This window comes from Flexivirga endophytica, assembly GCF_014640635.1.
Classification (GTDB): domain Bacteria; phylum Actinomycetota; class Actinomycetes; order Actinomycetales; family Dermatophilaceae; genus Flexivirga; species Flexivirga endophytica.
This window is the reverse complement of the sequence record NZ_BMHI01000001.1, coordinates 15,813-32,119: the sequence shown is the minus strand read 5'-3', so window position 1 is coordinate 32,119 and position 16,307 is coordinate 15,813. Positions and strand designations below refer to the sequence as shown.

General features: G+C 66.6%; 18 protein-coding genes. 4 read left to right on the top strand and 14 right to left on the bottom strand.

What is annotated here, in order from left to right; genetic code table 11:
• The first annotated feature begins 1 nt into the window (after position 1).
• From IEX71_RS00165 to IEX71_RS00150, 4 genes are read left to right on the top strand one after another with little or no spacing between them, the layout of a single operon-like run.
• Complete coding sequence (locus IEX71_RS00165) at positions 2–1,498, top strand: pyridoxal phosphate-dependent decarboxylase family protein (RefSeq protein ID WP_188834970.1); 1,497 nt, start codon at positions 2–4, stop codon at positions 1,496–1,498.
• Positions 1,499–1,513: 15 nt separating this feature from the next.
• Positions 1,514–2,812 (top strand): lysine N(6)-hydroxylase/L-ornithine N(5)-oxygenase family protein, encoded by a 1,299-nt coding sequence (locus tag IEX71_RS00160; protein ID WP_188834969.1) that lies wholly within the window; start codon positions 1,514–1,516, stop codon positions 2,810–2,812.
• On the top strand, positions 2,809–3,384 hold the full coding sequence (locus IEX71_RS00155; RefSeq protein ID WP_188834968.1) for a GNAT family N-acetyltransferase: 576 nt from the start codon (positions 2,809–2,811) through the stop codon (positions 3,382–3,384). The genes IEX71_RS00160 and IEX71_RS00155 overlap by 4 nt, the downstream gene beginning before the upstream one ends.
• Positions 3,381–5,195, top strand: a complete 1,815-nt coding sequence (locus tag IEX71_RS00150; protein WP_229749337.1) for an IucA/IucC family protein — start codon at positions 3,381–3,383, stop codon at positions 5,193–5,195. Before IEX71_RS00155 ends, IEX71_RS00150 begins: the two co-directional genes overlap by 4 nt.
• 46 nt (positions 5,196–5,241) lie before the next feature.
• Here the strand turns inward: IEX71_RS00150 and IEX71_RS00145 are convergent, their stop codons facing one another.
• The 14 genes from IEX71_RS00145 to IEX71_RS00080 all read right to left on the bottom strand — a co-directional run bounded on the left by IEX71_RS00145 (position 5,242) and on the right by IEX71_RS00080 (position 16,273).
• Positions 5,242–5,781, bottom strand: a complete 540-nt coding sequence (locus tag IEX71_RS00145) for a hypothetical protein (protein ID WP_188834967.1) — start codon at positions 5,779–5,781, stop codon at positions 5,242–5,244.
• 16 nt (positions 5,782–5,797) lie between these two features.
• The gene (locus tag IEX71_RS00140) at positions 5,798–6,673 is read right to left on the bottom strand and encodes an ABC transporter permease (RefSeq protein ID WP_188834966.1); all 876 of its coding nucleotides are present in this window, start codon (positions 6,671–6,673) and stop codon (positions 5,798–5,800) included.
• Positions 6,673–7,674 (bottom strand): ABC transporter ATP-binding protein, encoded by a 1,002-nt coding sequence (locus IEX71_RS00135; protein ID WP_188834965.1) that lies wholly within the window; start codon positions 7,672–7,674, stop codon positions 6,673–6,675. The genes IEX71_RS00140 and IEX71_RS00135 overlap by 1 nt, the downstream gene beginning before the upstream one ends.
• Complete coding sequence (locus IEX71_RS00130) at positions 7,652–8,788, bottom strand: LolA family protein (protein WP_188834964.1); 1,137 nt, start codon at positions 8,786–8,788, stop codon at positions 7,652–7,654. The genes IEX71_RS00135 and IEX71_RS00130 overlap by 23 nt, the downstream gene beginning before the upstream one ends.
• Before the next feature lie 61 nt (positions 8,789–8,849).
• Positions 8,850–9,362: an SsrA-binding protein SmpB gene (smpB, locus tag IEX71_RS00125; protein WP_188834963.1), complete on the bottom strand. Its 513-nt coding sequence runs from the start codon at positions 9,360–9,362 to the stop codon at positions 8,850–8,852.
• A gap of 122 nt (positions 9,363–9,484) precedes the next feature.
• Positions 9,485–10,816: a M23 family metallopeptidase gene (locus IEX71_RS00120; protein WP_188834962.1), complete on the bottom strand. Its 1,332-nt coding sequence runs from the start codon at positions 10,814–10,816 to the stop codon at positions 9,485–9,487.
• Positions 10,817–10,827: 11 nt separating this feature from the next.
• On the bottom strand, positions 10,828–11,751 hold the full coding sequence (gene ftsX / locus IEX71_RS00115; protein ID WP_188834961.1) for a permease-like cell division protein FtsX: 924 nt from the start codon (positions 11,749–11,751) through the stop codon (positions 10,828–10,830).
• Between the two features lie 3 nt (positions 11,752–11,754).
• Positions 11,755–12,504 (bottom strand): cell division ATP-binding protein FtsE, encoded by a 750-nt coding sequence (gene ftsE, locus IEX71_RS00110; RefSeq protein WP_188834960.1) that lies wholly within the window; start codon positions 12,502–12,504, stop codon positions 11,755–11,757.
• Positions 12,505–12,730: 226 nt separating this feature from the next.
• On the bottom strand, positions 12,731–13,849 hold the full coding sequence (gene prfB, locus IEX71_RS00105; protein WP_188834959.1) for a peptide chain release factor 2: 1,119 nt from the start codon (positions 13,847–13,849) through the stop codon (positions 12,731–12,733).
• Between the two features lie 77 nt (positions 13,850–13,926).
• On the bottom strand, positions 13,927–14,664 hold the full coding sequence (locus IEX71_RS00100; protein WP_229749336.1) for an AAA family ATPase: 738 nt from the start codon (positions 14,662–14,664) through the stop codon (positions 13,927–13,929).
• 36 nt (positions 14,665–14,700) lie between these two features.
• Positions 14,701–15,174, bottom strand: a complete 474-nt coding sequence (locus IEX71_RS00095) for a hypothetical protein (RefSeq protein ID WP_188834957.1) — start codon at positions 15,172–15,174, stop codon at positions 14,701–14,703.
• Between the two features lie 2 nt (positions 15,175–15,176).
• Positions 15,177–15,644: a TadE/TadG family type IV pilus assembly protein gene (locus IEX71_RS00090; RefSeq protein WP_229749335.1), complete on the bottom strand. Its 468-nt coding sequence runs from the start codon at positions 15,642–15,644 to the stop codon at positions 15,177–15,179.
• A gap of 5 nt (positions 15,645–15,649) precedes the next feature.
• Positions 15,650–16,066: a TadE/TadG family type IV pilus assembly protein gene (locus IEX71_RS00085; RefSeq protein WP_229749334.1), complete on the bottom strand. Its 417-nt coding sequence runs from the start codon at positions 16,064–16,066 to the stop codon at positions 15,650–15,652.
• A gap of 3 nt (positions 16,067–16,069) precedes the next feature.
• A complete protein-coding gene (locus tag IEX71_RS00080) occupies positions 16,070–16,273 on the bottom strand; it encodes a hypothetical protein (RefSeq protein WP_188835790.1) in 204 nt (67 codons plus the stop codon).
• Positions 16,274–16,307: the final 34 nt, after the last annotated feature.

Below are 16,307 nucleotides of genomic sequence, written 5' to 3'. Positions count from 1 at the left end.
GATGCCCCTGCCCCCGGACCCGGCCGATTTCCTGCTCGACGGACACAGCCCCAACCGCTACGAAGGTGATCTGGCCGGAGCCATCGCCACCGTGTCCAGGCGGCTTACGAACTGCACCGCGCCGTTCTCGGGCGTCGACCATCGCGCCGCGCGGCGCGCCGTCGAGTCGATCGACCTCAGCCGCCCCCTCGACGACACATCCAGTGCACTGCGCGAACTCGATGATCTCTATCTGCGAGACGCGGTCTACTTCCATCATCCGCGCTACCTCGCGCACCTCAACTGCCCTGTCGCAACGCCCGCCGTGGCTGCGGATGCCATTGCGAGTGCTGTCAATTCGTCGCTGGACACCTGGGATCAGAGCGGCGGCGGCACCCTGATCGAGCAACGCCTCATCGACTGGACCTGCAAACGGCTCGGGTTCAACCCGCAGTTCGCGGACGGCATCTTCACCAGCGGCGGCACCCAGTCCAACCTGCACGCGCTCTACCTGGCCCGGGAGCATGCCCTCGCCTGTCGGGGCGTCGATCGAGTCGAGGCGGTCTCCCGACTGCGCGTTTTCACCTCTGCTGACAGTCATTTCAGCGTTCGCACTGCTGCGCGGCTACTCGGCCTGCCTGCCGAGGCCGTCCACGCGGTCGCCACCGACAGCAACCGACGCATGAACACGGACGAACTGCGCTCGGCCATCGTCGCCGCGAGAGCCGACGGCTCGATCCCGATGGCGGTCGTGGCGACCGCCGGCACCACCGACTTCGGCGTGATCGACCCGCTCGACGAGATCGCCGACATCGTCGATCGACAGCCCGAATCCGTGTGGCTGCACGTGGATGCGGCATACGGTGGCGGACTGCTGGTCTCGCCCACGCGCCGAAGCCTCCTACGTGGCATCGAGCGCGCGCACTCCGCAACCATCGACTTCCACAAGTCGTTCTTCCAGCCGGTCAGTGCCAGCGCGGTCCTGGTCCGTCGTGCCGAGTGGATGGACCCGGGCAGGCACCACGCCGACTATCTGAATCCAGCACGTATGGCGCGCGCCGGCATCCCGAACCAGGTAGACAAGAGCCTGCAGACGACCCGCCGCTTCGACGCGCTGAAGCTCTGGCTCACGCTGCGCGTCATGGGCGCCGACGCCGTGGGCGAGCTCTTCGACCGTGTCATCGAACTTGCTTCCGCCGCCTACGAACTCATCGCCACGGACACCCGCTTCACCGTCGTCACGACGTCCGACCTGAGCACCGTCGTGTTCCGGTTCGCTCCGAGCGACGCCGCGGAGCTCGATCCGGAGCTGCTGGATGCGGCGAACCTGGCTGCGCGGACGGCACTCTCGGCGAACGCCGAGGCGATGATCGCAAGCACCGTCGTCGACGACCGCACCTTCCTGAAGTTCACCCTGCTCAACCCACGAACAACTCTCGACGACATCGCAGAGGTGCTCGAGCTCATCGCCGCGTACGCGTCTGCCCCGCTGCCCGCCGAGCCGTCGCTGGCGTCCTGAAGCGAGGAGCACACCATGACCACGCATGATTTCGTCGCTGTCGGCCTCGGCCCGTTCAACCTCGGGTTGGCGTGCCTCACCGAACCGCTCGACGACCTCGACGGTGTCTTCCTCGAACGCGGTGCGTCGTTCGACTGGCACCCGGGCATGATGCTGCCCGGTGTCACCCTGCAGGTGCCGTTCCTCGCGGACCTGGTCACACTCGCCGACCCCACGTCGCCGTTCAGCTTCCTGAACTTCCTGAAGCAACGCGAGCGGATCTACCCGTTCTACATCCGGGAATCGTTCTTCCCGCTGCGGCGTGAATACAACGAGTACTGCCGCTGGGCCGCAGACGGCCTGGGCTCTATCCGGTTCGGGCACGACGTGCAGACCATCACGTATGACGAGACGGACGCGACCTACCGGGTCATCTCGCGACGCTCGGACTCCGCCGAGCTCGTCGAGCATCGCGCTCGGAAGCTGGTCCTGGGCACCGGCAGCAGCCCCTACCTGCCACCGGCCGCGCACGGCCTGACGGGCGATGCAGTTCACAACGCTCATTACTTGCCCCGCAAGGATGCTCTCCAGGCCAAGCGCAGCATCACGGTCATCGGCAGCGGCCAGAGTGCAGCAGAGGTCTTCTCCGATCTCTTGAGCGACCAGGAAACCCTTGGCTATCAACTGAACTGGGTGACCCGATCGCCCAGGTTCTTCCCGCTGGAGTACACCAAGCTGACCCTCGAGATGACCTCACCCGACTACATCGACTACTTCAGCGCGCTCTCCGAGGACGATCGTCACCGGTTGGCGAAGCAGCAGAAGTCGCTGTCCAAGGGCATCGATGCCGACCTCATCAACGGCATCTTCGACGAGCTCTACGCACAGAGCCTGCACTCGGCGCCGACCACTCGGATGCTCACCAACACGACCCTGGAGAGCGCCACCTATGACGCCGCATCAGGTTCGTATTCCTTGGGGTTACATCAGCACGAACAGGATCGGGCCTTCACGCTGCAGACCGAGGGCCTCGTCTTCGCCACCGGCTACCACCACCCGGTTCCGGAGTTCCTGGCGCCGATCCGCGACCGCCTCCGCTTCGACAGCAGGGGCAGGTTCGACATCGCTCGCAACTACTCGGTGGACCATGACGGAGGCAATGTCTTCGTGCAGAGCGCCGGTGAGCACGTGCACAGCGTGTCGTCGCCCGACCTCGGGATGGGCGCCTACCGCAACTCGTGCATCGTGCGGGAACTGACCGGCCGAGAGCCTTATCCGGTCGAGAAGTCGATCGCGTTCCAGGAGTTCGGCGCGCCCGCGGGGGCGGTCTCGTGACCACCACACCGCGCACCGTCTACCGCGACGCACGCGGCGAATTCGCCGTCCGGCCGGTCCATCCCGCGTCCGACGCCGCCGTCGTGCAGTCATGGGTGACGCACCCGAAGGCGAGTTTCTGGATGATGGCTGATGCCTCTGTCGAGGACGTCATCACCGAGCACCGGCGCATCGCCGCCGATCCCCACCACGACGCCTTCCTCGGCTACGTGAACGGGACGCCGGCATTCCTGATGGAGCGTTACGACCCGGCACACGTCGAACTCGTCGGCGCGTACGACGCCGAGCCGGGCGACATCGGCATGCACTTCCTGGTCGCCCCGACAGATAGGCCCCGCCACGGCTTCACCCGATCGGTCATCTCGGCCGTGCTGACGGCGATCTTCGCCGACGACTCGGTGCGCCGGGTGGTCGTCGAGCCGGATGTACGCAACACCGCAGTCCACCGGCTCAACGAGGCCGTCGGCTTCGTGCCACTACGTGAGACCACCCTGCCGGAGAAGACCGCCTTGCTGAGCGTGTGCACCCGCGAAGCATTCCGGACCGCCACGACCCTCAGGAAAGTCCCGTGACCATCAGCCCTTACCCCGTCCATGCCGACACGACGTGCGCTCATCTCAACCCGGCCGACTGGGCCGCCGCGAACCGGTTCCTGCTGACCAAAGCCCTCAGCGAGTTCAGTCACGAACGACTGCTGGCCCCGAGCGAGCTCGGCGGCGGTCGCTGGTCCGTCACCCCGCACGACGGTGACTCGACCTACTCCTTCACGGCTCGCCTGCTCCCACTCGACCACTGGCAGATCGACACCCCTACGGTGACCTGCACCATCGCCGGTGAGGACCGCCCGCTCGACCTGTTGCAGTTCGTGCTCGATTTCCGCACCGAGCTCGGCCTCTCGGACGAAGTGCTGCCGGTGTACCTCGAAGAGATCGCGGCAACGCTGTCGGCTGTCGCGTTCAAGCTGTCCGGGCGGCCACCGACGAGTCGAGAACTGGTCGCTGCCGGTTTCCAGGACATCGAGGCCGGCATGGTGGGTGGGCACCCCTGCTTCATCGCGAACAGCGGCCGCGTCGGCTGGGGATCGCACGAACACCAGGCATTCGCACCGGAATCCGCGCAGGATGTGCACCTGTTGTGGCTGGCGGCGCGGCGTGACCTCGCTACCTTCACCTCCTGCCGTGACACGTCGTACGACGAGTTCGTCCGCTCCGAGCTCGGGGCGCAGGTCGACGACTTCGACCGACAGCTGCGTGATCGCGGGCTGCGGCCGGCCGACCACACACTCATCCCGGTGCATCCCTGGCAGTGGTGGAACAAGCTGTCGGTCACGTTCGCTGCGGAGGTCGCCCAGCAGCGGCTGGTGTTCCTCGGCGCAAGCACCGACGCCTATCGCGCGCAGCAGTCGGTGCGGACCTTCTTCAATGTCTCCGACCCGACGAAACACTATGTGAAGACGGCCCTCTCGGTGGTCAACATGGGCTTCATGCGTGGGCTCTCCGCGGCATACATGAAGGCGACTCCGGCGATCAACGATTGGCTCGCCGACCTGGTCGCCGGTGACGACTCGTTGAAACGCACCGGCGTCGGCATCATCCGCGAACGCGCGGCCGTCGGCTATCACGCGGCGCAGTTCGAGGCAGCGACCGATCGCCACTCCCCCTATCGCAAGATGCTTGCCGCGCTCTGGCGGGAGAGTCCGGTCGCCCAGCTCGAACCCGGCCGCGAACTGTCGACGATGGCCGCCCTGCTGCACGTCGACCGCGACGGCCGATCGATCGCCGGCGCCCTGATCGAGCAGTCCGGACTCACCCCGACGCAGTGGCTGCGCGGCTACCTCGACGCCTACCTCGTGCCGCTGCTGCACTGCTTCTACCGCTACGGCCTGGCCTTCATGCCGCACGGCGAGAACGTCATCCTGGTGCTCGACAACGGCGCGGTCGAGCGGGTCATCATGAAGGACCTCGCCGAGGAGATCGCGGTGATGTCCGCCGACACCCCGCTTCCCGAGGAGGTCGAACGAGTGCGGGTCGACGTGCCGGAGGACATCCAGCTGCTGTCGATCTTCACCGATGTGTTCGACGGCTTCCTGCGACACCTGAGCGCAATCCTGGCCGCGGAGGACATGCTCGATCCGGCTGCCTTCTGGGCCACGGTTGCTGTGGCAGCAGCGGACTATCAGCGCTCGGCGCCGCAGTTGCAGGACAGGTTCGACCGATTCGATCTGTTCGCCGACGAATTCGCGCACTCCTGCCTCAATCGGCTGCAGTTGCGGAACAACGAGCAGATGGTCGACCTCGCCGATCCGACCGGTGCCCTGCAGTTGGTAGGCACACTGGCCAACCCCATCGCGCACACCGCGCACGAGCAGCACCGGACGGACTGACGTCGCCGGGCCGGGGACGGCCAGTCGAGCCGGCCGAGCCGGTCGATCAGGGTCCTTCGAGCACCAGCAGCGGCACGAAGCGACAGATGCTGGTGAACGCGCCTTCGTGGCCGGGCGTGCCGATGACGGCTGCGAAAGCCACGATCACCGCCTCGTCGAACGGATCGAGAGTCGGCGGCGCATCCATGGTGAAGCCGAGATCTCGGAAGCTCGGTCGGCGCCCGCTCCATACGTGCTGCCAACTCTTGTGCACGGCAGCGATCTGCAGGCCGTCACGCTCGACGACCGAACGTCGGTCGGATGTATGGCGATAGACGAACCGGCGACTGCCCAGCGTCACCTCGCGGAGCGCGGACTTCCGGCGAATGGGCGTGTCCTTGGCAGTCGCACTGGTCACCTGCTCGCCCCAGGGTGTCTCTATCAGGCACTCGGCGTCCCGCGGTATCCGTCCGGCCTTCTCCGGGTGCCAGGTCGCGTTCGTGCCCGATGGTTGGTGGGTGATCCGCAAGTGGCTCTGCCCCATCGGGTCGAGAACCTCGATCGCACCCTTGACGGCTGCCGTCCGCCATCCGCTCTTTCGCCCCATGGCAGGTGAGGCTACGTCAACTCGTGATGTCCTTGCCGTCGAAGCGCGCCCACGCGGCGAGCAGGCAGACGACGGCATACCCGACCGCGACGAGCAGGCCGTCGCCGATCCCGCTGAAGTCGGGCGGATTCCGCATCAGCTCGGCGAAGTCCGTCCAGTGGTGCACCAGCAGCCACGGGTGCAGCCAGGCGATCTGCGGAATGGCGTCGAGCACCCACATCGTGGCCGTGACGATCATGACCGCGACGGTGGCGGCTATCGGTTGCTCGGTGAGCGTCGAGACGAAGAGTCCGAGGGCGCCGAGCGCGCAGAGACCGACGGCGACATACAGGGCGGAGATCAGCAGGCGCCACAGTCCGGTGCCGAGGGAGATCTGGTCCCCGGACAGTGTCGTCAACGGTCCGGTGCCGAACAGGAGTATGCCGACCAGCGCGCTGACGACCGTCACGGTCAGTGCCGCGATGAACGAACCAGCAACGATGCCAAGGTATTTCACGATGAGCACTCGCGTGCGTCCAGCGGGCACGGTCAGCAGGTAACGCAACGTGCCACTGTGCGCCTCCCCCGCGATAGCGTCGCCGGAAACCATCGCGATCGCCAACGGGAAGAAGAGCGTCAGCTCGAAGGTCAGCGCCGCGAAGGCCAGGAAGACTCCGTTGCCGACGATGTCGTCGACGAAGCTGGGCGGTCCGTCGCCGCGCGGGTTGCTCTCGGTGAGTCGGACCGCCACTCCGAGGATGACCGGCATCGCGGCGAGCACCAGCAGCCCGGCCTGGTTGCGTCGGCGACCCATGATCAGGCCCAGCTCGGACAGGAAGAAGCGCCCGACTTTCCGGGCCCCCCGCGAAGTATCGGAGCGAGGAACGAGCGGAGAACTTCGTGTGGTGGTCATTAGGAGCGCACCTCGAATCCTTCACCGGTGAGGGACACGTAGAGGTCCTCGAGGCTGGGCCGGTCGATCGCGAACCTTCGTAGTCGTATGCCGGCGTCCGCGAGCGCGGCCGAGATGCGCTCTGGCGGCTCGGCTCCCGGCTCCCCTGTCACGACCTCGTCTTCGTATCGGACCGCGGCCACGCCGACGCGGGTGAGCACCTCGGCCGCCAACCGCGGGTCGGGCGTGTGCACGACCAACTGTGCCGTCTGCGTGGCACGCAACTCCTCGATGCTGCCCTGCGCCACCAGTTGCCCGGCACGCATCACGCCGACGTGCGAGCAGATCTGCTGGATCTCGCCGAGCAAATGGCTGGAGATCAGCACGGTGATGCCCTCGGCAGCAAGCGTGCTCACCAGATGTCGGACCTCACGTGTCCCCTGCGGGTCCAGCCCGTTGGTGGGCTCGTCGAGCACGAGCAGATCGCGTGGCGCGAGCAGCGCCGCAGCTATCGCAAGCCGCTGCTTCATGCCGAGCGAATAGGTCCGGAACCGTTTGTTGGCAGCAGGTTTCAGGCCGACCCGGTCGAGCGCTTCATGGACCCGACGCTCACTGCTCGATGCGTCGGAGCGAGCGTCGGCGGCGTCGAGTCGACGCAGGTTGGCGAGTCCCGACAGGTGGGAGTGGAAGGCCGGACCTTCGATGAGCGAACCGACCCGGTGCAGCGCCGTCGTGAGCTCCTGCGGCATCGGATGGCCGAGGATCTCGTGGTCACCGTCGGTCGGGCTCACCAGTCCGAGCAGCATCCGGATCGTGGTGGTCTTGCCGGAGCCGTTCGGACCGAGGAAACCGTAGACGCTCCCCGTGGGCACCTGCAGATCGATGCCGTCGACGGCACGCTGAGCCCCGAAAACCTTTGTCAGTCCGCGGGTTTCGATTGCAAGCGCTGAACCCAACGCCGCGCCGACGAGCCGATCCCCGGCGCCGTCGGTGAATTCGTCAGTTGCGGCCGAGGGCGGCATACAGGGTCGCCGGTTGGACCGCGCCGACGGCGAAGTGGCCGTCGTCGGTGATGACCGCACTGAACAGCGCGGTGTCGAGCAGTCGGCCGTGGCCCCAGCTGCCGGACACCTCGGGCAGCAGCTTCAACGCGTCCTGCAGGCTCCGATCCTTCGTGTTCGCAGCAGGTTTCGTCGGGACCTTCCCGACCAGCACGGACGACCAAGCCTTGCCGACGACGCGCGGAAGCTCGGTGTTGGCAGTGCCGCCGAGCCGGTCGTGCCGCACGGCCTTCGGCGCTGCGTGCAACGCCTTCTTGGGTGTGGTGACCTTCGCGCCCGGTGGCGGGGTGAAGTCGAAACGGCTCGCCGACGGCTTGGTGAAACTGATCGAGCTGAAGCCGACGTTGACCGCCGGTTTGTTCGCGCCGCGGGCGAAGACCTGGGCACGCAACGGAATGTGATGGTCGGCATCGATCGCGATACGGATGGAGCCGATCTTGGTGTTGCTCGTCTTCGGCGCCAGCACCAACTCGTATGCCGCCCGGCCGGCGACCCGGTCGTTGCTGGTCGTGGTGACCGAGGTGGTCGGGTCGAGCATCTTCAGTGCCCACGCAGCAACACCCTCGGGTGTGCTCAGCTGCTCCGGCAGACGCGCCCGGTCATCGGAGCGCGCGTGATCGCCATACGCATTGAAGCCCTTGGCGCCCGAGGGCTCGGCGACGTGCAGAACCGACCGGTCCGCGCTCTGCCACACCCACAGGCCCTTGTCGTTGCTGACGATGTCGGTCTCGGCGGAGTCGCCCAGGACGGCGACGCGCGCCTGACGATCGCCGTCGTACCAGACCTTGGCCTGATGCGTCCCGCTCAGCAGGGTGAGCGGATCGGTCGGGTTGCCACCGCTGGTCGGCAGGTCGGGCAGGCCGAGAGACATCTTGGCGGTCACCGTGCCGGACAAGGCGGTCGGCTGTGCGCGTTGCACATCGGTCAGCAACTGGGCGGCAGTGCGTGGCGGCAGGTTGGTGGCGGCGTCGGCCGGCCAGTGCGCGGCGGCCTGCGAGCCGGCGATGATGACGGCGAGCGCGGCCCCGGGTGCGGCCCAGCGCAGCCAGGGACGGCGGCTGTATGGCGCGTTCATCCCTCGATCGTAGGTCGCCGGCCTGTGAGAAGCATCCCCCGTGAGAGTGATCCTGGGTCGGTCAACGGGTCTGGCTGTGCGCCCGGCGGACGGCGCGCGACATCGCCCGCTCTGCCTCACGGTTGTCCTGCCGCTCCCGCAATGCCTGGCGCTTGTCGTACTGCCGCTTGCCCTTGGCCAGCGCGATCTCGACCTTGACCCGGCCGTTCAGGAAGTAGAGCGACAGCGGGATCAGCGTGTGTCCGGCCTCCTGCGACTTGCCGATGAGCTTGTCGATCTCGTGCCGGTGCATCAGCAGCTTGCGACGCCGCTTGGTGGAGTGGTTGGTCCAGTTGCCGTTGATGTATTCGGGGATGTGGACGTTCTCCAGCCACAGCTCACCGTGCCGCTCGTCGGCATACCCGTCGACGAGGGAGGCACGCCCCATGCGCAAGCTCTTAACTTCGGTGCCGGTCAGCACGAGGCCGGCCTCGACGGTGTCCTCGATCAGATAGTCGTGCCGCGCCTTCCGGTTGCTGGCGACGACCTTCTTGGCCGGCTCGTCCTTGTCGGACTTCTTCGCTTTCTTGGCCATTGGACCAGTCTACGGAGCGGGGGCAACTCGGTTTCCCGGTGTCGCTGCAAACACCCGGCGTATGCCGATCGCGTTGTATGGCGCGCCCTCGGCACACTCCTGTTTCGCGGAACCCGCTCCGATCAGGAGATGTACGGGATGGGGTTGACCCAGCGGCCGTTGGCCATCACACCGAAATGCATGTGGCAGCCGGTCGAGCGACCCGTCGAACCCGAATAGCCGATCAGCTGGCCCTTGCTCACGTGCTGACCCGAGTGCACGACCGCAGACCGCTCGAAGTGCGCGTAGTAGCTGGCGATGTTGGCGCCGCCGATGTAGCCGTGGTCGATCAGCACGAAATTGCCTCCGGCGCTGTCCCAACCGGTGCTGGCCACGGTGCCGCCACGCGCCGCGTGCACCGGGGTGCCGCAGGCGTAGGGGAAGTCGTCACCGGCGTGCAGCATGCCGACGCCGAGCACCGGATTCACCCGGTAGCCGAAGCCGGACACGATCGATCCGAGCGGACCCGGCGCGGCGAGCACACCGCCACCGCTCGAACGACTGGCCGCGCCACCGCTGGAGTGGTGCACCACCGGCGGCTTCGCCTTGCGGATCGCGGTCTCCCGCGCACGCTTGGCTGCCTTGGCCGCCGCGATGTTGCGGTTGCGGATGATCGCTTCCAGACGCGCGGACTCCTTCTTCTGCTTCTTGAGGTTGGCGAGCTCGGTCTTCTTCTGCTTGGCGAGCGCGTTGCGCTGCTTGGTCTGCCTCTTCTGCAGGGAGACCACGGTGTTGCGAGCGCTGGTGGCCTTGCGTTGGGCGGTCTTGGCCGCCGTCTGCGCATTGCTCGCCTTGATGGTCAGCGTCGCGATCCGACGCCGCGCGGCGCTGAGCCGATCACCCGCCGCCGTGCCCGTGGCGCGCTCGCTGGCCAGCTTGCTGAGTACCCCGCCCTGCTGGCGCATCACCATGTCGGCGACCGACAGCTTCGAGGTGACGTCACCGTGGCTGGTGAGGATGTTCAGGGTGAGCTGCAGATTGCCGAGACCACCGGACATGTAACTCTGCCGGGCGATGCCACCCACGAGCACCTTGGACTTGGCCTGCTTGGTCTTGTTGACGTCCAGCGTGTTCTGGTTCTTGGTCTCGTCCGCCTTGGCGATCGCCAGCTGCGAACGCATGTCACTCAGGTGGTTGTTGGCCTTGGTCACCCTGTTGTTCGCGGACCTCAGCTTCGTCTGCGCCGAGGCGACCTTCTTGTTGGTCGAGAGCAACGCCTTGTTGACCTTGACGAGTTCGGCGGAGGTGTCGTCGAGGTTCTGCTGGGTGGTGGCGACCTTGTGGTCGGACTTCTTCTTCTGGTCGTCGACGTCGGCGGAGGCGGGTGCGGCGATCGCGGTGGACATCACGGCGAGCGCGCACAGGCCCGCGATCAGCCGCCCTCGGCGGAGCGTCGTGCGGTTGTATGACGGCATACCCGAACTCCTCAGACCCTCAGATAACGGCGCAGGGTGACCCACGCCGTGGCCAACGCGATGACGATCGCGCCGGCGAACAGCCAGGGCGCGAAGTCCCAGACGTCCGTCGTGCCGATCATGCTGACCAGATTGCCGGTCGATGAACCGGTGTCGTTGAACAGACCCTCGACGCCGTAATGCACCAGCGCCCAGAGCAGTCCGACCGCGAGCCCCGCGCCGACGAGGGTCGCCAGCAGAATCTCCAGGACGAACGGAAGATAGATCACCGTCGACGACGCGCCGACCAGCCGCATGATGCTGACCTGCCGTCGCCGCGTATACGCGACCTGACGAATCGTGGTGGTGATCAACAGGATCGCGCAGATCACCATGACCACTGCGAGGGCGACCGCGCCGACGCTGATCACCCGCAACAGCTTGAAGAACGTGCTCAGCACGCTGCTCTGATCACTGACCGCCTCGACACCGGGTTGGCCGTCGAAGGAGGCGACGATCTCGTTGTATTTGTCCGGGTCGGACAGCTTCACCCGGTATGACGACGGCATCGCGTCGGCGCTGATGTCCGACAGATAGGGGCTGCTGCGGAACTGCTTCTTGAAGCGGTCGTAGGCCTGCTGCGCGCTCTCGTAGTAGACGTGCTCCACCAGCGGCTTCATACCGTCGAGCTGGCTCTTGACCTGGTCCTTCTGCGCCTGCGTCGCCGCACCGTCGGCACAGGACTCGGCCTGGGTCGACTGCGGAGTGCAGAAGAAGATCGACACCTGGACCTTGTCGTACCAGAAGCCCTTGGCGACGCTGACCTCGCGCTGCGCGAGCAGTCCGGCACCCAGGAAGAAGAGCGAGACCATCGACACCAGGACGACCGAGACGATCATCGAGGCGTTACGGCGGATGCCGTTGCCGACCTCGCCGAGCAGGAATGTCAATCGCATCGGTCAGTCCTCGTCCCGCTCGAGGGCCTCGACGGCTCGCTGGGCGGCGCGTTCTCGTTCGCGGGTCTCGTCCCTGGCATAGCCCCCGCGTGCCTCGTCGCGGACCAGCTCGCCGTTCTTCAGCTCGATGACGCGCTTCTGGAAGACGTCGACGATGCCCTGGTCGTGGGTCGCCATGGCGACGGTCGTGCCAGTCTTGTTGATGCGGTCGAGCACCTTGACGATCTCCGCGCTGGTGTCCGGGTCGAGGTTGCCGGTGGGTTCGTCGGCCAGCAGGATCGGCGGCTTCTTCACCACGGCTCGCGCGATCGCCACTCGCTGCTGCTCACCACCGGACAGCTCGTGCGGCAGGCGCCCCGCCATACCGTCCAGACCGACGAGGTCGAGGGTCTCGGGGACCAGTTGCTTGATCTGGTGGCGTTTGCTGCCCAGCACACGTAGCACGAACGCGACGTTCTGATAGACCGTCTTGCCCTCCAACAGGCGGAAATCCTGGAAGACCACGCCGATGTCGCGGCGCAACGACGGGACCTTGCGTTCCGGCATCGGGGCCACGTCGCGGCCGGCGACCAGGATCGATCCCGCAGTAGGGGTGATTTCGCGTGTGACCAGCCGCATCAGGGTCGATTTGCCCGACCCGGAGGCACCGACGACGAAGACGAACTCGCCCCTGTCGATGTCGAGACTCACGTCGTCGAGAGCGGCGGGGCCGCCCGCGGCATACCGCTTGGTGACGTGTTCGAAGCGAATCATGTGAGACGGGAGGCCTTTTCGCAGGGTCAGGTTGCTAGCCGCAATACCGTATGCCGGAGCCCGTGCGCGATCGGTCAGGCGCGCCCGGGAGTCACAAAATCCTCAGGAGTCACAGGACCTACTTCGCCCTGTCCCGAAGGACCGACGGTCGGCCCCACGGCACCAAACCAACCCCCAAACCCGTCCCGACAGACCGACGGTCGCCGAAACGGGACCCGCTCCCGGGTCAGCCCTGGGCGTTCGCCTTCTCCAGGCTGCGCTTCCAGCGGATGCCCGCCTCCATGAAGTCGTCGATGTCGCCGTCGAAGACCGCATCGGTCTTGCCGACCTCGTGCTCGGTGCGCAGGTCCTTGACCATCTGGTAGGGGTGCAGCACGTAGGAGCGCATCTGGTCACCCCAGCTGGCCTTGATGTCACCGGCCAGTTCCTTCTTCTCCGCGGCCTCTTCCTGCTGGCGGATTAGCAACAGCCGGGACTGCATGACGCGCAGCGCGGCTGCGCGGTTCTGGATCTGGGACTTCTCGTTCTGCATCGACACGACGGTGCCGGTGGGAATGTGCGTCATACGGACCGCGGAGTCGGTGGTGTTGACGCTCTGCCCGCCGGGGCCGGAGGAGCGGAAGACGTCGATCTTCAACTCGTTGTCCGGGATCTCGATGGAGTCGGTCTGCTCGATCAGCGGCACGACCTCGACCGCGGCGAACGACGTCTGCCGACGGCCCTGATTGTCGAAGGGACTGATCCGGACCAGGCGGTGCGTGCCGGCCTCGACCGAGAGGTTGCCGTAGGCGTAGGGCACGTTGACCTCGAAGGTCGCGGATTTCAGGCCGGCCTCCTCGGCATACGAGGTGTCCATGACCTTGGTCGGGTAGCCGTGCCGCTCGGCCCAGCGCAGGTACATGCGCATCAGCATCTCGGCGAAGTCGGCGGCGTCCACGCCACCGGCGCCGGCGCGGATCGTCACGACGGCCTCGCGCTGGTCGTATTCGCCGGCGAGCAACGTGCGGACCTCCAGCTCCCCCACCGCCTTGTGCAGATCGGTCAGTTCCTTCTCGGCCTCGGCGAGCGTGTCGGCGTCGTTCTCCTCCTGCGCCATCTCGACGAGCACTTCGAGGTCGTCGATGCGCTGGTCCATCGTCTCGACGCGCTCGAGCTCGGAGTTGGCGCGGGACAGCTTGCTGGTCACCTGCTGGGCGTGCTCCGGGTCGTCCCAGAGGTCAGGCGCACCCGACTGCTGCTCCAGATCGGCGATCTGGGTGCGCAGGGTGTCCAGGTCCGTCACCTCACGGACGGTGCCCATGGTCGTGCGCAACGCCTTGATCTCGACAGGAAAGTCAGTAGCCACAACCTCAGAGCGTACGGCGTCGGGAACTGTGTGGCATCAACGCACCATTTCCGGGCAAATGACCGCACGGCGCGATGTCACTCCAGATGTCGCAGATATCGCTTCGGGTCGTCGCAGAAGTTGCGGTAGTGCATGACCAACTCGAGGTCCGTCCAAGAACGTTCGTGGTAGCCGCCCTCGTCCAGCTCGAGCAGCGTCGCGCCGGGCAGGCTCGCGATGACGGGCGAATGTGTCGCGATGAGTACCTGCACCCCGTCGCTGCGCAGCATGTCCATCAACTCACCCACGAGCCGTAGCTGGGCAGTGAACGACAGACCCGCTTCCGGCTCATCGAGCACGTAGAAGCCGTCACCGCGGAATCGGCTGGTCCCGAACAGTGTCCGGAATGCCTCGCCGTGACTCAGCCGGTGGAACTCCGGGTCCCGGGTGTGGTTTTCATGACGGGTGCTGTCCAGGAAGGTGAAGAGCCCGTGCGTGGTTTCGGCGCGCACGAAGTATCCCCAGTGTGACGCGCCGGCACCCCGTACGAGGCGGATCCAGTCGTGCAGCGCGGACTCACTACGCCAGGTCGTGTGCATCGCACCGGTCGACCCGCCTTCACCATTCATCCCGAACGCCATGGCGATCGCCTCGACGAGCGTCGACTTACCGGTGCCGTTCTCGCCGACGAGCACCGTTGCCGAGGCCAGGTCGAGACCGTCGCGCAGCAATTGCTGCACGGGAGCCAGGTCGGTCAACCAACCCTGCTCGACAGCCGCATCCGGCCGCGCTTCGACACGCCGCACCGGGGTCGGCACGAGCCACTTGTCCGCCACGAACGACACATTACGGGCGGTGCGGCCGCCCGGCGGTCAGTCGACGTGGGCGCGGGCCCGCGACTGCACGGTGATGTGCACGTCGCCGAACATCCCCGACATGACTCCGCCGAGGATCGGCGGGTGCACCACGGCGGAGACGCGCACGACCGCGGTCCGGGAGTCCTGCGCGCCGGTGCCGTCGGTGACCCGCCACCCGGTGACGTGGGCCGGGACATCTTCTTCAGCGAGGGTCGCACCAGCGGAGCGTTGGACGGACTGATCCGACAACGTCAGCTCGGAGCCGAGGCCGCCCTTGTAGAGGCTGCTCTCGTCGACGGCGTCGGCGGCGTTGGCCGCCGCGGCGTCCGCAGCGTCGATGACCTGCATCCGGGCGAGTTGTATGGCGGTGACATTGACGCCGCCCACGATCAGCACCGCGAGGATGCCGAAGAGTCCGGCGATCAGCAGCACCACCCGACCGTTGTCGTCATCGCGGTCAGCGAGCCGGTCGCGCAGTGCGTGCAGCATGCTCAACGTGCCTTGTAGTGGTCGACGACCTCGACGTGCCGGGAGTGCAGGTGGATGCTCGACGGCACCGCACCGCGCAGGAAGTCCGGGATCAGCGGCAGGTCGACGTCCAGGTCCGCGACGCCCTCGATGACCGAGTCCGGACTCAGGCACGGTTGCTTGCTACAGCGCATCTTGATCGACCCCTCACCGCTGAAACCCTGGTCCGTGAACGACATGCCGGCCGCCGCGCGTGCCCTGGCCTCCCCGGCACCATCGCTGTCGGCGGTCACGAACATCCGCGACGATTCGCGGGCCGCCTCCGCGACGGCGTACGTCCCCGCCTGCAGCCGCGCCAGCGCGATGATGAGGTAGAAGACCGGCAGCGTCAGCAGCAGGCCGATGACGATGAATTCGATCAGTGCGCTGCCGCGGTCGTCGGCCTCACCCAGCCGCCGGCGCAGCCAACGAGCCAGCGCGCCGTTTCTCACGGATCTCACTGTTGTGCCTCCGCATACGCCCGGCCCGACACGTTCAAGGACTGCGACGGACCGAACGGTCCGACGATCGGCAGTGGTGCGCGCACGGTGACCTTGACGACGCGTGCACCACCCTCGACCTCGGTGGTGGCCGAGACATTGTCGGCATACCGATCGGCGAGACCGGCACGGATCAACTCGGCGGTGCGCTGGGCGCCCATCGCCGGCGTCGCGTCGGCGCGCGCTCCGTAGCGGGCGCCTTCCGCGGCGTTCTCGATCAGGGTGTTGCGGACGTAGAGCGAGAAGCCGACTTGGAACGCCGCGAGGAAGAAGAGCACCACGAGCGCACCGACAAGCGCGAATTCGGCGGTGGCAGAGCCACTTTCGTCACCGTACAGCTGACGCTGCAACACGCGTCGGCGGAGCGCCCGCACGGACTACTTTCCTCCGCCGGTGACGCCGTGGACGGCGGAGTTGAAGAGTCCGGTCAGCGCGCCCTGCGCTGTCGCCCACAGTGCCGTGACGAGCCCGGCCGTCATGATCGTGATCAGCACCCAGCCGGGCACGTCTCCGCGTTCCCGATCCTCGGTGTCGAGGCGCTCCTGCAGTGTGTAGACGGCGCGGATGGTGCGCGACTGCATCTTCGCAATGACGGTCATGTTTCCTCCTGGTGAT

Excerpts from the sequence above, each read along its gene's own strand:
- IEX71_RS00165 (WP_188834970.1), top strand. The coding sequence starts at position 2 with ATGCCCCTGCCCCCGGACCCGGCCGATTTCCTGCTCGACGGACACAGC.
- IEX71_RS00160 (WP_188834969.1), top strand. The coding sequence starts at position 1,514 with ATGACCACGCATGATTTCGTCGCTGTCGGCCTCGGCCCGTTCAACCTC.
- IEX71_RS00145 (WP_188834967.1), bottom strand. The coding sequence starts at position 5,781 with ATGGGGCGAAAGAGCGGATGGCGGACGGCAGCCGTCAAGGGTGCGATC.
- IEX71_RS00140 (WP_188834966.1), bottom strand. The coding sequence starts at position 6,673 with ATGACCACCACACGAAGTTCTCCGCTCGTTCCTCGCTCCGATACTTCG.
- IEX71_RS00135 (WP_188834965.1), bottom strand. The coding sequence starts at position 7,674 with ATGCCGCCCTCGGCCGCAACTGACGAATTCACCGACGGCGCCGGGGAT.
- IEX71_RS00130 (WP_188834964.1), bottom strand. The coding sequence starts at position 8,788 with ATGAACGCGCCATACAGCCGCCGTCCCTGGCTGCGCTGGGCCGCACCC.
- smpB (WP_188834963.1), bottom strand. The coding sequence starts at position 9,362 with ATGGCCAAGAAAGCGAAGAAGTCCGACAAGGACGAGCCGGCCAAGAAG.
- IEX71_RS00120 (WP_188834962.1), bottom strand. The coding sequence starts at position 10,816 with ATGCCGTCATACAACCGCACGACGCTCCGCCGAGGGCGGCTGATCGCG.
- ftsX (WP_188834961.1), bottom strand. The coding sequence starts at position 11,751 with ATGCGATTGACATTCCTGCTCGGCGAGGTCGGCAACGGCATCCGCCGT.
- ftsE (WP_188834960.1), bottom strand. The coding sequence starts at position 12,504 with ATGATTCGCTTCGAACACGTCACCAAGCGGTATGCCGCGGGCGGCCCC.
- IEX71_RS00095 (WP_188834957.1), bottom strand. The coding sequence starts at position 15,174 with ATGCTGCACGCACTGCGCGACCGGCTCGCTGACCGCGATGACGACAAC.
- IEX71_RS00080 (WP_188835790.1), bottom strand. The coding sequence starts at position 16,273 with ATGCAGTCGCGCACCATCCGCGCCGTCTACACACTGCAGGAGCGCCTC.